The organism is Cellulosimicrobium sp. CpK407 (assembly GCF_051844275.1).
GTDB classification, from domain to species: Bacteria; Actinomycetota; Actinomycetes; order Actinomycetales; family Cellulomonadaceae; genus Cellulosimicrobium; species Cellulosimicrobium cellulans_G.
Window position 1 is genome coordinate 1 of record NZ_JBGNYC010000074.1, and the last position, 16,060, is coordinate 16,060.

Genomic DNA, 16,060 nt, shown 5'->3' on the forward strand with positions numbered 1-16,060 from the left:
CCCCCCCCCCCCCCCCCCCCCTCGCCCGTATCTCCACCTTCGCTGCGCTCCGGATCAGCGCTCGACTCTGCTGGTCGCGCTGGTCCTGCGCTCCGCTACGGCCGAGGGCCCGGCGAAAAGCGTGCCGGGCCCTCAACCTTCGCTGCGCTCCGGATCAGCGCTCGACCTCACCGGCGATGAAGGCCTCCAGCTGCGCACGGCCCTTCGTGTCCTCCATCTGGACCGGCGGGGACTTCATGAAGTAGGTCGAGGCCGAGAGGATCGGGCCGCCGACGCCGCGGTCCTTGGCGATCTTCGCGGCGCGCACGGCGTCGATGATGATGCCGGCGGAGTTCGGGGAGTCCCACACCTCGAGCTTGTACTCCAGGTTCAGCGGGACCTCGCCGAACGCGCGGCCCTCGAGGCGCACGTAGGCCCACTTGCGGTCGTCGAGCCACGCGACGTAGTCCGACGGGCCGATGTGGACGTTGCGGTCCTCCTTCTTGCCGCCGAGCGGGCCCTCGAGGTTCGAGGTCACGGCCTGCGTCTTGGAGATCTTCTTGGACTCCAGGCGCTCGCGCTCGAGCATGTTCTTGAAGTCCATGTTCCCGCCGACGTTGAGCTGGTACGTGCGGTCCAGCACGACGCCGCGGTCCTCGAAGAGCTTGGCGAGCACGCGGTGCGTGATCGTCGCACCGACCTGCGACTTGATGTCGTCGCCGACGATCGGGACGCCGGCCTCCTCGAACTTCGCGGCCCACTCCGGGTCGGACGCGATGAAGACGGGCAGCGCGTTGACGAACGCCACGCCGGCGTCGATCGCGGCCTGCGCGTAGAACTTCGCGGCCTGCTCGGAGCCCACGGGGAGGTAGCAGACGAGCACGTCGACCTGGGCCTCGCGCAGCGCGGCGACGACGTCGACCGGCTCCGCGTCCGACTCCTCGATCGTCTGCGCGTAGTACTTGCCGATGCCGTCGAGGGTCGGGCCGCGCTGGACGGTCACGCCGAGCGGCGGGACGTCCGCGATCTTGATCGTGTTGTTCTCCGAGGCGTTGATCGCCTCCGAGAGGTCGAAGCCGACCTTCTTCGCGTCGACGTCGAACGCCGCCACGAACTCCAGGCTCGACACGTGGTAGTCGCCGAACTGCACGTGCATGAGGCCCGGGACGGTGCTGCTCGGGTCGGCGTCACGGTAGAAGTGCACGCCCTGGACGAGGGACGATGCGCAGTTGCCTACTCCGACGATGGCGACGCGGATGGAGGTCATCCTCGCTCCTTGGTGTTCGATGTTCCAGGGTCCTCGGGTCGCCTCGCGCCGTCGGGCTCCTGCTCGGATGGTTCCGCAGGATGCGGGGTGCTGCTGGTCCGCGCACGGGTGGTGCTCCGGGAGTGCCCGGAGCTCCGGTCGCGCTCGGTGGTGATGAGACCGTCGAGCCAGCGCACCTCGCGCTCGACCTGCTCGAGTCCGTGACGTTGCAGCTCGAGCGTGTACTCGTCGAGCCGCTCGCGGGTGCGAGCCGCGGACTCTCTGACCGCCTCCAGCCTCTCCGTGAGCCGGGTGCGCCGGCCCTCGAGGATGCGGATGCGGGTCTCGGCGTCGGTCTGCGCGAAGAACGCGAACCGGACGTCGAAGCTCTCGTCCTCCCAGGCTGCCGGCCCCGACGAGGCCAGCACGCTCTGGAGGTGCTCCTTGCCCTCGGCGGTCAGCTCGTAGACGATCCGCGCGCGCTTGCCCGAGAGGGCGGGCGCGAGCGTCGACTGCGCCGCGGACTGCTCGGTGCCGCTGATGAGCCCGCGGGCCACCAACGACTTGAGGGCGGGGTACAGCGAACCGTAGGACAGCACGCGGAACGACCCGAGCATGAGGTTGAGCCGCTTGCGCAGCTCGTACCCGTGCAGGGGCGACTCCTTGAGGAGGCCGAGGATCGCGGTCTCGAGCACCGGCGTCTTGCTGCGCACGAACCCACCTCCTGACGCTCCTCGGGCGTGCCCTGGTGGGCTCGCTGTGACCTGAGGTCGACTCGATGTATCGAGTCGATACATCGACAGGTTAGGTCGTCTCGATGCGTCGTGCAATCTTCGGGGAGTGTCGCGCATCGCGCCACAGATGTGAAGGACCCGCGGAGGCGGCGGGACGCCGCGGCGAATCAATGGCGCACGATCGCGCTGTCAGTGCTGCAGACCCTTGTCCCGACGGGGCGACGCCCTATTGTTCAGGGTGGTCCGGCGTGTGCCGACCCCGTGCCCGACGACGTCCCGCGCCCGAGGCGGGGACGCGCCGTCGGGCAGGCGGTCCGCTCGCGGTGGGCCACGAGCAGGTCCGCGGACGACGTGGAGCCGGCTTCCCGTTGCCCCCCAGAGGAAGGTAGACCGTGGCGCGATCCACGAGGACGAACGGACGGACGACCCCCCGCGGGCGCCGTCGGTTCTTCAACTACCCGCGCTCGCACGTCAAGAGCTTCCGCCGCTGGCTGCCGTCGTGGCGCGTCGTCGTCGGGACCATGCTGACCGGCGTCGCGCTCGTCGCGGGCGTGCTCGTCGCTGCGTGGTTCACGACCGAGGTGCCGACGAAGCTGCCGAGCGTCGGCGCGCAGACGTCCACCGTGTACTGGGGCGACGGGACGACCGAGATGGGGAAGTACGCCGTCGAGAACCGCGAGATCATCGACTACGCCACGCTTCCGAAGTACGTGGGCGACGCGGTCGTCGCGTCGGAGGACCGAACGTTCTGGACGAACTCGGGCGTGGACTTCCGGGGTATCGCCCGCGCGTTCTACAACAACATCAAGGGCGGGGGCCGCCAGGGCGCCTCGACGCTCACGCAGCAGTATGTCGAGCGCTACTACACCGACACCGTCACGGACTACGCGGGCAAGGCCCGGGAGGCCATCCTCGCGCTGAAGATCACGCAACAGCAGAAGAAGGAAGACATCCTCGGCAACTACCTCAACACGATCTACTTCGGCCGCGGGGCGTACGGCATCCAGGCCGCCGCGCAGAAGTTCTACGGCGTGGACGCCGCGAGTCTCACCGTGTCGCAGTCCGCCATGATCGCCGGCATCGTCCCGAACCCCACCAACTGGGACCCGATCAACAACCACGACCAGGCGGCGTACCGCTGGGACCGGACCCTCGGCTTCATGTACGAGGACGGGCACATCGACAAGGCCCAGTACGACGAGGCCCTCGCCGCGGGCTTCCCCGAGCCGGTCGAGTACACGAAGTCGCAGCGGTACGCGGGGTCGACGGGCTACCTCCTGCGCATGGTGGAGGAGGAGCTCGCCGGGAGCGACAACCCGATCGACTTCGACAGCCTCTCCACCGGCGGGTACACCGTGGTGACGACGATCGACAAGGGCATGCAGGACGCGGCTGTCGCGACGGCCGACTCGCTCCCGCGCGCGGGTCGGGGGGACGAGAACCCCGTCTCCGAGAACATCCGGGCGGCGCTCGTGTCGATCGATCCGAACGACGGTTCGATCCGCGCGCTCTACGGGGGCCAGGACTTCGTCCAGAACGAGTACAACAACGCGACCCGCGGCGCGGCTCAGGGCGGCTCGACCTTCAAGCCGTTCACGCTCATCGCCGGGCTCGAGAACGGCCACACGCTGGACGAGCGGTTCGACGGCGACTCGCCCAAGACGTTCCCTGGCGCGGACAACGGCAGCGACTGGAAGGTCCGCAACTTCAGCGACCACGACTGGGGAAACATCGACCTCACCGAGGCGACCGCGCAGTCGGTGAACACCGCCTACGCGGAGCTCAACCTCGAGGTCGGGCCGGAGAAGACCGCGGACGTCGCAGCACGTCTGGGCATCAAGGCCGACGTCGGGTCGAACCTGGCGAACGTGCTCGGTGACGCGACGGTGACGCCGCTCGAGCTGACGAACGCCTACGCGACCATCGCCGCGCAGGGCATGCGGTCGACGCCGCACATCGTGGCTTCCGTGACCGACTCCCGGGGCAACCTGGTGTACCAGGCACCGGGCGCCGACAAGCGCGAGCAGGAGTTCGCTCCGGACGTCATGGCTGCCGCGACGTACGCCCTCTCCCAGGTCGTCGAGAAGGGGTCGGGCGAGCCGGCGCAGGCCATCGGCCGCCCGGCCGCCGGCAAGACCGGAACCTCCACCGACAACAAGTCGGCCTGGTTCGCAGGATTCACCCCTGGCCTCGCGACGGTGGTCGGTCTCTACCAGTCCGGACCGAACGGCGAGCAGGAGCAGATCACCCCGTTCGGCAAGTGGGTCGGGGACGAGATCACGGGTGGTTCCTGGCCGGTCGAGGCCTGGACCTCCTACATGCAGACGGCCGTGGCGAACCTGCCTGTCGGCGAGTTCCCGGCGTACACGCCGCCCAAGCCGCAGCCGACGGAGACGCCTACCGAGACCCCGACGGAGACCCCGACCGAGGACACGCAGCCGGAGGAGCCGGTGGAGCCGGAGCAGCCGGAGAACGTCACGGTGCCCAGCGTCGTCGGCATGGAGAGCCGGGCCGCGCGCGCCCAGCTCGAGGCGGCAGGGCTCAAGGTGCGGATCACCGAGGAGTTCTCCGACCAGCAGCCGCGGGGCTTCGTCATCAGCCAGTCGTCGATGAGCGAGGTGCCGCCCGGGTCGACGATCGCGCTCGTGGTCTCCAAGGGGACGGACCCGGGCCAGCAGCCCGACCCGGACCCGACCGAGACGCCGACCGACCAGCCCACCGAACCCGGGTCCGGGAACGGGAACGGGAACGGCGGTGGACCGGGCGGAGGCGGCTGACCCGGCCGACCGCAGATTTCCAGGGGCCCGCGCCGAGCGGGTACCCTGGGGAGCTGCCGTCCGCACGTCGGACGGCAGCAGCACGAATGCATGAACCCTCCTGTCACGGAGAGACCGTGACCGCGAAGACCAGAGGAGGTGGGTTATCCGCATGCGTCAGTACGAACTGATGATCATCCTCGACCCCGAGATCGAGGAGCGCACCGTCGCCCCGTCGCTCGACAAGTACCTGTCGGTCATCAAGACCGACGGCGGCTCCGTCGACAAGGTGGACATCTGGGGTCGTCGCCGCCTCGCGTACGACATCAACAAGAAGTCCGAGGGCATCTACGCGGTCGTCGACTTCACGTCGACGTCCGACACCGCCAAGGAGCTGGACCGTCAGCTCGGCCTCAACGAGGTCGTCCTGCGGACCAAGATCCTGCGCACGGACGCTCGCTGACCCTCCCCGCGTCCCCCGTCCGACCGTCCCGCACGGGATGCTCCACGCCGTAGCGCGTGTGGGCACCGCGTGATGGGATGAGCGACGCGAGAACGTTACGAGCGAGGCGCGCGGCGCCGTCGACGACACAGACGACACACGAAGGAGCTGGCCATGGCAGGTGACACCGTCATCACGGTGATCGGGAACCTCACGGGAGACCCGGAGCTGCGTTTCACCCCCTCGGGTGCGGCGGTGGCCAACTTCACGGTGGCGTCGACGCCGCGGACCTTCGACCGCCAGTCGAACGAGTGGAAGGACGGGGACACCCTGTTCATGCGCTGCTCGATCTGGCGCGAGGCCGCGGAGAACGTCGCGGAGTCGCTGACGAAGGGCATGCGCGTCATCGTGCAGGGCCGCCTCGTCCAGCGCTCGTACGAGACCCGCGAGGGGGAGAAGCGCACCGTCGTCGAGCTGCAGGTGGACGAGATCGGTCCCTCCCTGCGCTACGCCTCCGCGAAGGTCACCCGCGCCCAGCGCTCGGGTGGCGGTGGCGGCGGCTTCGGCGGCGGTGGCGGCTACGGAGGTGGCGCCAACTCCGGCGGCGCCTCCGGCGGCGGATTCAGCTCCGGCGGCGGTCAGCAGCAGAGCGACGACCCGTGGGCCACGGCCGGCCCCGCGTCGTCCGGTGGTTCGTTCTCCGACGAGCCCCCGTTCTGATCGTCCGCCACTCCCAGAACACACACCCGTCCCCGCGGGTGCCGCGCCGCTCGTCGGCGCGGACCGCACGCGGGGATCGCACCTTGTAGAGGAGCAACACCATGGCGAAGCCTGTGGTGCGCAAGCCCAAGAAGAAGTCCAACCCGCTGAAGTCGGCCAAGATCGAGTCGGTCGACTACAAGGACACCGCGCTGCTGCGCAAGTTCATCTCCGACCGCGGCAAGATCCGCGCGCGTCGCGTGACCGGCGTCTCCGTCCAGGAGCAGCGCCAGATCGCCCGTGCGGTGAAGAACGCGCGCGAGATGGCGCTGCTGCCGTACACGTCGACGGCTCGCTGAGCGGGAAGGGAGAGAACTCATGGCCAAGCTGATCCTGACCCACGAGGTCACCGGTCTCGGTGAGCCCGGCGACGTCGTCGAGGTGAAGGACGGGTACGCCCGTAACTTCCTCGTCCCGCGCAAGCTCGCCACGCCGTGGTCCAAGGGCGCCGAGTCGCAGGTGACTGCGATCCGCAAGGCGCGCAAGGCCCGCGAGATCGCGTCGCTCGACGACGCGAAGGCGATCCGCGACTCGCTGCAGTCGAAGCCGGTCGTCGTGCCCGCGAAGGCCGGCGCCGCCGGTCGTCTCTTCGGTGCCGTGACGACGGCGGACATCGCGTCCGCGGTCGCCGCTGCCGAGGGCCCGTCGGTCGACAAGCGCAAGATCGAGATCGGTCAGCCGATCAAGGCGACGGGTGACTACACCGTCTCCGTCCGCCTCCACCCGGAGGTCTCCGCGACCCTCGCGGTGAAGGTCGTCGCTGCCTGATCTGCTGCTGAGCAGTCCTCGAAGGCCCGGTCCCTCCTCGGAGGGGCCGGGCCTCCGTGCTGTTCAGGCCGTGCCGGTGACCATCCAGGCAGTGCCCCGGGCTCGAAGGCCCGTGGTCACGGCGCGAGCCGCCATGAAGACCCCCGCGAAGGCGAGCCACAACCACGCGAGCCCCGCTGCGCCGTCGGGCGCCCACTGCCGGACGGCGAGCGCGAACGGCGCGTAGACCACCAGCGTGAGCATGCCCGCCCAGGCGAGGAACCGGCCGTCCCCGGCGCCGATGAGGACGCCGTCGAGGACGAACACCCAGCCCGCCATGGGCAGGAGCAGCCCGCACACGGCCATGCCGACGGCGACCGCGGCGCGCACGTCCGGGTCCGACGTGAAGAGCAGCGCGAACCACCAGCCGCCCGCGGCCATGACGATCCCGAGGGCGGCGCCTGCCGCGACCCCCCACTGCAGGGTGCGGCGCAGGACGGCCCGGACGCGCGGGACGTCGTCGGCGCCGAGCCCGTGGCCGACGAGCGCCTGGGCGGCGATGGCGAGCGCGTCGAGCGCGAACGCCGCCAGGCCCCAGACGGAGTTCACGACCTGGTAGCCCGCGAGCGTCACCTCGCCGAGCCCGGTCGCCACGAAGACGGTGAGGAGGATCGCGAGGCGCAACGAGAGGGTGCGGACGAAGAGCGGCGCCCCGGCGCGCGCGTTGGACCAGATGCCGCCGGCCGCGGGGCGCAGGGACGCGCCGTGGCGCCGGGCACCGCGCACGACCACGACGACGAGCACCGCGCCCATGCTGAGCTGCGCGACGGCCGTCCCGATGCCCGAGCCGGCGATCCCGAGACCTGCGCCGTAGACGAGGACGACGTTGAGGACCGCGTTGAACGTCGCGCCGCCCGCCGCGACCCACAGGGGCGTCCTCGTGTCCTGCATGCCGCGCAGGACGCCCGTGGAGGCGAGGACGAGGAGCATCCCGGGGAGGCCGAGGGCGGACCAGCGCAGGTAGACGACGGCGTGCTCGGCGACGTCGCCCGTCCCGCCCATCGCTCCGACCGCCCAGGGCGCGGTCGCCCACAGGGCGGCGGCGAGGAGCACGCCGAGCCCGACGGCGAGCCACAGGCCGTCGACGCCCGACTGGAGCGCCTCGCGCGTGTGCCCGGCGCCGATGCGACGGGCGACGGCCGCCGTGGTCGCGTAGGCGAGGAAGACGCACAGCCCGACGAGCGTGACCAGGAGCGTCGAGGCGAGGGAGAGCCCGGCGAGCTGAGCCGTGCCGAGGTGGCCGACGACGGCGCTGTCGACGAGGACGAAGAGCGGCTCCGCGACGAGCGCGCCGAGGGCCGGGACGGCGAGCGCGAGGATCTCGCGGTCGAGCCGGGAACGGGTGCGGCGTCCTGTGGACGACGTTGCCGGGTCGGGTGGCGTCCGGGTGTCGCCGACGTGGCCGGGCGGTGTCCGGCGTGTCGTCGGCGTGTCGTCCGACTTTCTTTCTTCCACACCCCTGAGGGTAGTGACGAGGCTGGTCAGAGGCGGCTCGCGCTGATGTACACAGGGAGATCGTGACGTTGTCCACACGGTTATCCACCGGGTGTGCACAGCGAGGGGGACTGTGTCCACAGGTTCGGGGGTCCCTGTCCACCGGGCGTGCACAGGGCCGTTTGCGGGGTGTCGACCAGCGATCTAGTGTCGCGGGGTCGTGCTTGTCGGAGGCGGGAGGCGCGGCCACCGGGACAGTCGTGTGGGTGGCCCGCGGTAGAACACGTGTACGACGAAGGTTTGTCCCGGTCGCGCGGTCCCTCGTGGGTCGTGGCGGCTTCGGGGGAGCGAGGGGCGCATGTCGATCGAGGAGCTCGAGGAGAGCTACGGGGGCCCGGGGCCGTCAGGTTTCGACCGGACGCCGCCCCAGGACGTCGCGGCGGAGATGAGCGTGCTCGGCGGCATGCTGCTGTCCAAGGACGCCATCGCCGACGTCATCGAGCAGATCCGTGGCTCCGACTTCTACCGCCCCGCGCACGAGGTCGTCTACGAGGCGATCATCGACCTCTACGGCCGCGGCGAGCCCGCCGACGCCATCACCGTCGTGGCCGAGCTGACCAAGCGCGGCGAGCTGCAGCGCATCGGCGGCGCCCCGTACATCCACGACCTGATGGCCGGCGTCCCGACCGCCGCGAACGCCGGGTACTACGCGCGCATCGTGCGCGAGCGCGCCGTGCTCCGGCGCCTCGTCGAGGCCGGCACGCGCATCGTGCAGCTCGGCTACGCGACCGACGGCGGCGACGTCGACGAGATCGTCAACAACGCCCAGGCCGAGGTCTACGCCGTCACCGAGCGTCGGACGACCGAGGACTACCTCCCGCTCTCGGAGATCCTCGGCCCCACGTTCGACGAGATCGAGGCCGCGCAGGGCCGCGGCGAGGGCATGACCGGCGTCCCGACCGGCTACTCCGACTTCGACCGCCTCACCAACGGCCTGCACCCCGGCCAGATGATCGTCGTCGCGGCGCGACCTGCCATCGGCAAGGCCCTCGCGCTGGACACGCCGCTCCCGACGCCGTCGGGCTGGACGACGATGGGCGACGTCGCCGTCGGTGACCTGCTCCTCTCCGCGGACGGGACGCCCACGCGCGTCGTCGCCGCGACCGAGGTCATGGTCGACCGCCCGTGCTACGAGGTCGAGCTCGACGACGGCACGGTGATCGTCGCGGACGCCCAGCATCAGTGGGTGACCTCGACCCGCGCCCAGCGACGCGCGGTGCGATCCGGCCAGACGCCGGACTTGTCCGTGCGGACGACCGAGGAGCTCGCCGCCACGCTCCGGACGGCGACGGCCGACAAGCGCGCGAACCACTCCATCGCCACCGCGGCGCCGCTCGACCTGCCCGACGCGGACCTCCCGATCCACCCGTACGCACTCGGGGTGTGGTTGGGCGACGGCAGCTCCCGACGTGCCGAGCTCACGTCCGCCGACCCCGAGATCGAGATGCGGCTCGAGGGGCTGGGCCACGTCGCGCGGCCGGACGCGGACGACCTGCTCGCGCTCGGTGTGCCGGGGACCGACCACATCCCGGCGGCGTACCTGCGCGCGAGCGAGGCACAGCGTCGGGACCTTCTGGCGGGGCTGCTCGACACCGACGGCACCGTCATGCCGCAGGGCAGCGTCCAGATCAGCCTGACGAACGAGCGTCTCGCGCGCGAGACGCGTGAGCTCATCCTGTCGCTCGGGTGTCGCACGGGTTGGTCGACGAAGACCGTGAAGGGGCGGACCGAGGCGTCGTCGACGGCGTACACGATCACCTTCACGACCGAGGACGACGTGTTCTGGCTGGAGCGCAAGCGCCTCGTCCACAAGGAGCGCCGCCGTCCGGGCACCGCGCGGCTCACGTCACGGTTCGTCGTCGACGTCCGCCGGGTCGAGTCGGTGCCGGTGCGCTGCGTCGAGGTCGACCATCCCTCGCACCTGTATCTGGCAGGACGATCGATGGTGCCGACGCACAACTCCGTGCTCGGTATCAACGTCGCGACTCACGCCGCGGTGCACCACCAGATGGCGTCCGTCATCTTCTCCCTGGAGATGAGCCGCAACGAGATCACCATGCGTCTTCTCGCCGCCGAGGCGCGCGTGCCGCTGACGCGGATGCGGTCCGGGAAGATGGACGAGCAGGACTGGCAGAAGCTCGCGTCGACGATGGGCAAGGTCGCTGAGGCGCCGCTGTTCATCGACGACTCGCCGAACATGTCGCTCATGGAGATCCGGGCGAAGTGCCGCCGCCTCAAGCAGCGCCACGACCTCAAGCTCGTCGTGATCGACTACCTCCAGCTCATGAGCTCGGGCAAGCGCGTCGAGTCGCGCCAGCAGGAGGTCTCGGAATTCTCCCGTGCGCTCAAGCTCCTCGCGAAGGAGCTCGAGGTCCCTGTCATCGCGATCTCGCAGCTGAACCGTGGTCCGGAGCAGCGCGGCGACAAGAAGCCGCAGATGAGCGACCTGCGTGAGTCGGGCTGCCTCACCGAGGACACGAAGATCCTGCGCGCCGACACCGGCGCAGAGACGAGCCTGGGCGAGCTCTTCGCGCTCAACGCCAAGGACGTCCCGGTGTGGGCGCTCAACGACCGGCTCCAGTACGTCCGCCGCCACCTGACGCACGTGTTCCCCACGGGCGTGAAGCCCGTGTTCCGGATGCGACTGGCGTCGGGCAAGGAGATCGAGGCGACGGCGAACCACCCGTTCCTCACCTACGACGGCTGGACCGCGCTCGGCGACCTAGAAGTGGGGTCGCGCATCGGCGTGCCGCGCCACGTCCCCGGCCCGGAACGGAACCTCGAGTGGGACGACCGCAAGGTCGTCATGCTCGCGCACCTCCTGGGCGACGGATCGTTCGTGAAGCGACAGCCGATCCGCTACGCCTCCATCGACGAGCGGAACCTCGCCACCGTCTCCGAGGCGGCAGGTGCCTTCGGGATCACCCCGATCCGCGACGACTACGCCGCGGCCCGAGTCACGACCCTGCGCCTCCCCGCGCCCTATCGGCTCGCCAGAGGTCGCCGGAACCCGATCGCCGAGTGGCTCGACGACATGGGGCTGTTCGGCGCACGCAGCCACGAGAAGTTCATCCCGACGAGCGTCTTCCACCTGCCGAAGCGCCAGATCGCGCTCTTCATCAAGCACATCTGGGCCACGGACGGCTCGGTGACGATCAACAAGAACGGGCGCAGCGGGCGGATCTACTACGCCTCGACCTCGCGCGAGATCGTCGACGGGCTGTCACGCCTCCTGCTGCGATTCGGCATCTCGACGCGTGTACGGACGGCGACACCCAAGGGGTCGTACCGTCCCGGGTACACGCTGGACGTGAGCGGGGTGGACGACCAGCGCCGCTTCCTCCAGGAGATCGGCGTGCACGGCGACCGAGGCGATATCGCCGAGAAGCTGCTGACGATCATCCGCGAGACGCGCGCGAACACGAACGTCGACACCGTCCCGCGTCGGGTCTGGGACGACGTCCGCGACATCCTCGTCGAGCGCGGCATGACGCACCGTGAGTTCGCTGAAGCGATCGGGACCCAGTTCTGCGGCAGCGCGCTGTGGAAGAACTCTCCGTCACGGCATCGCCTCGGCAAGATCGCGGCGGTGCTCGAGAGCGAGGAGCTCGAGATCATGGCCGTGAACGACCTTCTGTGGGATGAGGTCGTCTCCGTAGAGCCGATGGGCGAGAAGCAGGTTTACGACGCCACCGTCCTCGACGGGCACAACTTCGTCGCCAACGGCATTGCCGCACACAACAGTATTGAGCAGGACGCCGACGTCGTGATCCTGCTCCACCGCGAGGACGCCTATGAGAAGGAGTCACCGCGAGCGGGCGAGGCCGACCTTATCGTCGCCAAGCACCGTAATGGCCCCACCGACACGATCACCGTCGCGTTCCAAGGTCACTACCAGCGCTTTGCCGACATGCAGATGTAGCAATATCGTTTGTTGTCGACGTTGTCGATATGCGGCCTACTTTGCACAATCCTCCCGCTATGTAACGTGACTGTTTCTTTGCCTTTGGTCCGCGGATGGGTGGTCTGATGTCGGAGTGGTGGGTGTCTGTTAAGGGTCAGTGGGTGGTGCGTTCGCGTGGGGTAAGCGTTCTGTCGTCGGAGTGCTTGCTCCTTCATCGCGCGGGAGAGGACGTCTCGCGCCCGAGGCTGAGATTGGGTATCGATGAGTGACGCGTATCGGGTTCGTCGGCAACGAGCGGGGTCTCTTCGTCCGGTTGACGGGTTGAGCGAGCCGTTGTTCCTGCACGCCTCGGGGGCGGAGGTGGGCAAGGTGGCGCCGTTGTGCGTGCCGGGAAGCTTGGGCGCGATCTACACGGTGCCCGGGGGGCGTGCCCGTGATGAGCGGGCGGGTCAGATCGTTCGGGAACACAGGGAGCAGGGTGTGCTGGGCTCGTCGTTCCTCCTGGACGCGGCACGGTATGGGGGCGCGGGGAGGGTGGGCGCCGATGCGGCATTGACGCCGCAGTGGTTGGCGCAGCAGTGGGACCGGGGCCTTGAGTGGGCGATGACGGACAGCGGGTACGTGGACCGTGACCGGGTCGACCAGCTGGACGCGTTGTTCGACAGCGCGGTGGCGATGCGCAAGCAGGCGCCGGTGGGGGCGAAGTTCTTCTTGCAGGTGCCCGCGGACTCGCAGTGGGTGTCCAAGCGTGCGGACGAGGTGCGCGAGCGGGTGGACCGGTACCAGATCCCGGTGGCGTACATGTTCGGCTCCTCGGGTGACCCGTTGGAGACGCGGGCGAGCGTGCAGGGGTTGTTGCACCTGCTTGGCTCCCCGGTGCCTTCGGCTCTGGTGCGGGCGGATCACGCGGCGTTGGGGGCGTTGGCCGGTGGGGCGGTTCTCGGTGCGATGGGCACGTCCTCGGGCCGGCGACACATCTACACCAGTGCAGGTCGGGGGCGCCGGGTGCCGGGACTGTTCTCGGTGCTGTTGCCCGAGGGGCTGAGCTTCCACCGCAGCGACACCCTGGCCCGCGCGATCGGTTCGTCGCCCGAGCAAAGCTACTGGCGCTGTCACCACTGCTCGAGATGTGAGGGCGCGCGCCTGGACGACATCGTGGACCCGACGGCGGCGTTCATCCACTCCATCGAGTCGTTGCAGGACCTGGCCGCCGGCGTGCTCGCCTCGGGCGAGGCGAGCACCGCGATGGCGTCCTGGAAGGCGAAGTGCCGTTCCGCGCAGTTCATCCACACGGACATCGCGGTGAACCTGAAGTGGGACTACCCGAAGTCGCTGAAGGCGTGGACCACCGGCTCCTGAGCAGGTATCGAGTCGGTACGCATGGCCCAGTCGTAGAGCTGTTCTTCGAAGAACCGCCGCCAGACGGGTGACATCGCCGTGCCTGCGCGCACGCCTGGGTCGCCGCCGACGACCACCTGGGGCGGATTCCCTGCTGTGACGACCGCGGTGCCTTGCAGGTCGAAGCTCGTCAGCGTCATGGCTTGCGGTATGGCCCCGGACGGGGTGAGTGCGATGGTGCGGGCGAGCGGGCGTAGCCCGAGCAGGTCCTGCCTGGCCCGGTAGAGGGGGTCGATCCCGATGAACGCGACCATGCGCACCGCGGACGGGGTGTGCTGGTCATGTCCGGGACTGGTGAGCACATCGCGGACCGTGGCGGGGTCGAGCAGTGCTGCCGGTGCCTGGTGGCGTCTTGTCCATAGGGCGTGGGGGTCGAAGGTGACCACTGGGAAGACGCGGGCGTCGGCGAACCGGACCAGCGGGAGGAGCTGACCGATCCCGATGACGTGCTCGAGGACCTCGCGGGCTGATGCCGCGGGGTCGGTGGTGCGCCACCACCGCTGGGCGGTGCGGGTGAGGGGTGCGGCGTGCAGCCGGTACTGGCTGCTCATGAGGCCGTGACCTGGTAGCGGGCCGCGGCGACGGTGAGCCCTTGTCGTGGGGACATGACTTCGATCCCGGTGTGCGGGTCGCCCAGACGCATGTACACCACCTGAGGCTGGTCGAGGTTCAGGGTCTCGACGATGCCACGGGGCAGGACGACTTGCCCGACGCAGGAGATCGTTCCCGCATGCTCGGACCCTGCGCGGTAGGCCTGGATCACGATCGTCTCGGGTGCACTGTCGTGGGTCTCCAGGGTGACGCGGGTCGGTGGTTCCATGCCTGCCGCGCGCAGCAGGTCGAGCGGCACCCCGACGATCCGGCGGGGGCTGAGTCTGCGCGGACCGTACAGCACCTCCCCACCTCCTTGCCGTTCGCTCAGCTCAGACGTCTTAATCCTAGTACGCCGCCGCCTTTAAGCGGTAGGGCCGTGTGGGTCGAAGGGGACTGCCCCAGCATCGGTTGACTCCTGATCTGTGAGGACTGTGGTCCTCGCTGGAAGGATGTCCCCGTGCCCAAGCCCTATCCCGCCGAGTTCCGTAGCGACGTGATCGCGGTCGCCCGTCAGGGTGGTTCGATCGCGCAGATCGCGAAGGACTTCGGCATCACCGAGTCGTGCCTGCGCCGTTGGCTGGCCGCCGACGATGTCGAGAACGGCGCCAAGCCCGGAGTCACGAAGACCGAGTCGGCCGAGCTGCGCGAGCTCAAGCGGCGCAACCGTCAGCTCGAGCAGGAAGTCGAGATCCTGCGCCGGGCGGCGGCGTACTTCGCGAAGGAGATCTCCCCAAAATGACGTACCCGCTGGTCGGTGACCTGGCCGCGGACGGTATCCCCGTCGCGGTGACCTGCCGGGTGCTCGGGTTCTCCAAGCAGGCCTACTACGCGTGGAAGGCCCGCCCCGTCACGCCCGCAGACCTGCAGCGGGCGCACCCGATCAACGCGGCCTGGGACGTGCACCGAGACGACCCGGAGTTCGGGTACCGGTTCGTCGCCGACGAACTCGTCGACGCCGGCTTGAGCGTGTCACCTAACACCGTCTGGTCCTTGTGCCGCGAGGCGGGCCTGATTGCCTCGTTCCACAAGCGTCGCGGGTCGGGCAAGAGACCGGGTCCGCCCGTGCACGACGACCGCGTCCAACGCGACTTCACCGCGCCCGGTCCGAACCGGTTATGGCTCACGGACATCACCGAGCACCCCACCGGCGAGGGCAAGCTCTACCTGTGTGCGATCAAGGACGTCTGGTCGGGGCGCATCGTGGGCTACTCGATGGACTCACGCATGAAATCCTCCCTGGCCGTGGCCGCGCTCGATCACGCCGCAGCCCGCCGCACCGTGATCCCCGCCGCTGGCGAGCAGGCCGGCACGACGTGCCACAGCGACAGGGGATCGCAATTTCGTTCCAGGCGCTTCGTCCAAGCGCTCGGCCGGCACGCCGTGACCGGCTCCATGGGCCGGGTCGGCGCCGCCGGGGACAACGCCGCCATGGAGAGCTTCTTCGCCCTGCTCCAGAAGAACGTCCTCAACCGCAAACGGTGGGCCACCCGAGACGAACTACGCCTGGCGATCATCACCTGGATCGAGAAGACCTACCACCGCCGACGCCGACAGACCCGACTCGGCCGCATGACACCCATCGAGTTCGAGACCGTCTACGCTGCTAACACCCTGGCCCTCGCGGCCTAACTCAAAGAGTCAACCGATGCTGGGGCAGTCCCGAACGACTCCGGAACAACCGACATTCGAATCCCGAACTCACCGACCGAGCCAGACGATGGCGCCGGTGAAGCGTCCATAAGGAAGGAGGCACCTCCTCGGATGAGTCCGGACCGGTCCATGACACCAGGGATCGGGCGGGGGAGAGTCCGGGGCCCAGAAGTGCGCCCGTATGTGAATGCAGCGCGGGGCGCCGGGCACCGGCACCGAGGATGTGGCCGGCGTGCGGCAACGACCTGTTGGCGCTCCTCGTCCGAAAGCTGTCAGTGGGAGGAGGTGACTGCGATG

At 69.4% G+C, this 16,060-nt stretch carries 13 protein-coding genes; 8 read left to right on the forward strand and 5 right to left on the reverse strand.

Annotated elements, in window-relative coordinates; genetic code table 11:
* Positions 1-154: 154 nt before the first annotated feature.
* Positions 155-1,246, reverse strand: a complete 1,092-nt coding sequence (locus ABWU78_RS19925; RefSeq protein WP_047230909.1) for an inositol-3-phosphate synthase — start codon at positions 1,244-1,246, stop codon at positions 155-157.
* Entirely contained in the window at positions 1,243-1,938 is a 696-nt protein-coding gene (locus tag ABWU78_RS19930) for a PadR family transcriptional regulator (RefSeq protein WP_353706938.1), read from the reverse strand. The genes ABWU78_RS19925 and ABWU78_RS19930 overlap by 4 nt, the downstream gene beginning before the upstream one ends.
* A 413-nt stretch (positions 1,939-2,351) precedes the next feature.
* Between ABWU78_RS19930 and ABWU78_RS19935 the strand changes: the two genes are divergently transcribed.
* From ABWU78_RS19935 to rplI, 5 genes are all read left to right on the forward strand, one after another.
* Complete coding sequence (locus tag ABWU78_RS19935) at positions 2,352-4,736, forward strand: transglycosylase domain-containing protein (protein ID WP_439159300.1); 2,385 nt, start codon at positions 2,352-2,354, stop codon at positions 4,734-4,736.
* A 151-nt stretch (positions 4,737-4,887) separates the two neighbouring features.
* Positions 4,888-5,178 (forward strand): 30S ribosomal protein S6, encoded by a 291-nt coding sequence (gene rpsF, locus ABWU78_RS19940; protein ID WP_009863694.1) that lies wholly within the window; start codon positions 4,888-4,890, stop codon positions 5,176-5,178.
* Positions 5,179-5,331: 153 nt separating this feature from the next.
* Entirely contained in the window at positions 5,332-5,877 is a 546-nt protein-coding gene (locus tag ABWU78_RS19945; RefSeq protein ID WP_021481583.1) for a single-stranded DNA-binding protein, read from the forward strand.
* 101 nt (positions 5,878-5,978) lie between these two features.
* A complete protein-coding gene (gene rpsR / locus ABWU78_RS19950; protein ID WP_021481584.1) occupies positions 5,979-6,215 on the forward strand; it encodes a 30S ribosomal protein S18 in 237 nt (78 codons plus the stop codon).
* A gap of 19 nt (positions 6,216-6,234) precedes the next feature.
* A complete protein-coding gene (gene rplI, locus ABWU78_RS19955) occupies positions 6,235-6,684 on the forward strand; it encodes a 50S ribosomal protein L9 (RefSeq protein ID WP_253051575.1) in 450 nt (149 codons plus the stop codon).
* A gap of 63 nt (positions 6,685-6,747) precedes the next feature.
* Here rplI and ABWU78_RS19960 read toward each other — a convergent pair whose 3' ends face one another.
* Entirely contained in the window at positions 6,748-8,043 is a 1,296-nt protein-coding gene (locus ABWU78_RS19960) for an MATE family efflux transporter (RefSeq protein WP_439159302.1), read from the reverse strand.
* Positions 8,044-8,515: 472 nt separating this feature from the next.
* On the opposite strand from ABWU78_RS19960, the gene ABWU78_RS19965 reads away from it, so the two are divergent.
* A complete protein-coding gene (locus ABWU78_RS19965; RefSeq protein WP_439159301.1) occupies positions 8,516-12,139 on the forward strand; it encodes a replicative DNA helicase in 3,624 nt (1,207 codons plus the stop codon).
* Between the two features lie 303 nt (positions 12,140-12,442).
* The gene (locus ABWU78_RS19970) at positions 12,443-13,480 is read left to right on the forward strand and encodes a hypothetical protein (RefSeq protein WP_353706934.1); all 1,038 of its coding nucleotides are present in this window, start codon (positions 12,443-12,445) and stop codon (positions 13,478-13,480) included.
* Here the strand turns inward: ABWU78_RS19970 and ABWU78_RS19975 are convergent.
* Together ABWU78_RS19975 and ABWU78_RS19980 are read right to left on the reverse strand one after the other, a co-directional pair.
* A complete protein-coding gene (locus ABWU78_RS19975) occupies positions 13,441-14,070 on the reverse strand; it encodes a hypothetical protein (protein WP_353706933.1) in 630 nt (209 codons plus the stop codon). The genes ABWU78_RS19970 and ABWU78_RS19975 overlap by 40 nt on opposite strands.
* The gene (locus tag ABWU78_RS19980; RefSeq protein WP_353706932.1) at positions 14,067-14,414 is read right to left on the reverse strand and encodes a hypothetical protein; all 348 of its coding nucleotides are present in this window, start codon (positions 14,412-14,414) and stop codon (positions 14,067-14,069) included. Before ABWU78_RS19980 ends, ABWU78_RS19975 begins: the two co-directional genes overlap by 4 nt.
* 156 nt (positions 14,415-14,570) lie before the next feature.
* On the opposite strand from ABWU78_RS19980, the gene ABWU78_RS19985 reads away from it, so the two are divergent.
* Positions 14,571-15,742 (forward strand): IS3 family transposase gene (locus ABWU78_RS19985; protein WP_353706931.1). Its coding sequence is split into 2 segments (ribosomal slippage): positions 14,571-14,841 and positions 14,841-15,742, totalling 1,173 coding nucleotides; the frame shifts between segments, so codons are not numbered across the junction.
* Positions 15,743-16,060: the final 318 nt, after the last annotated feature.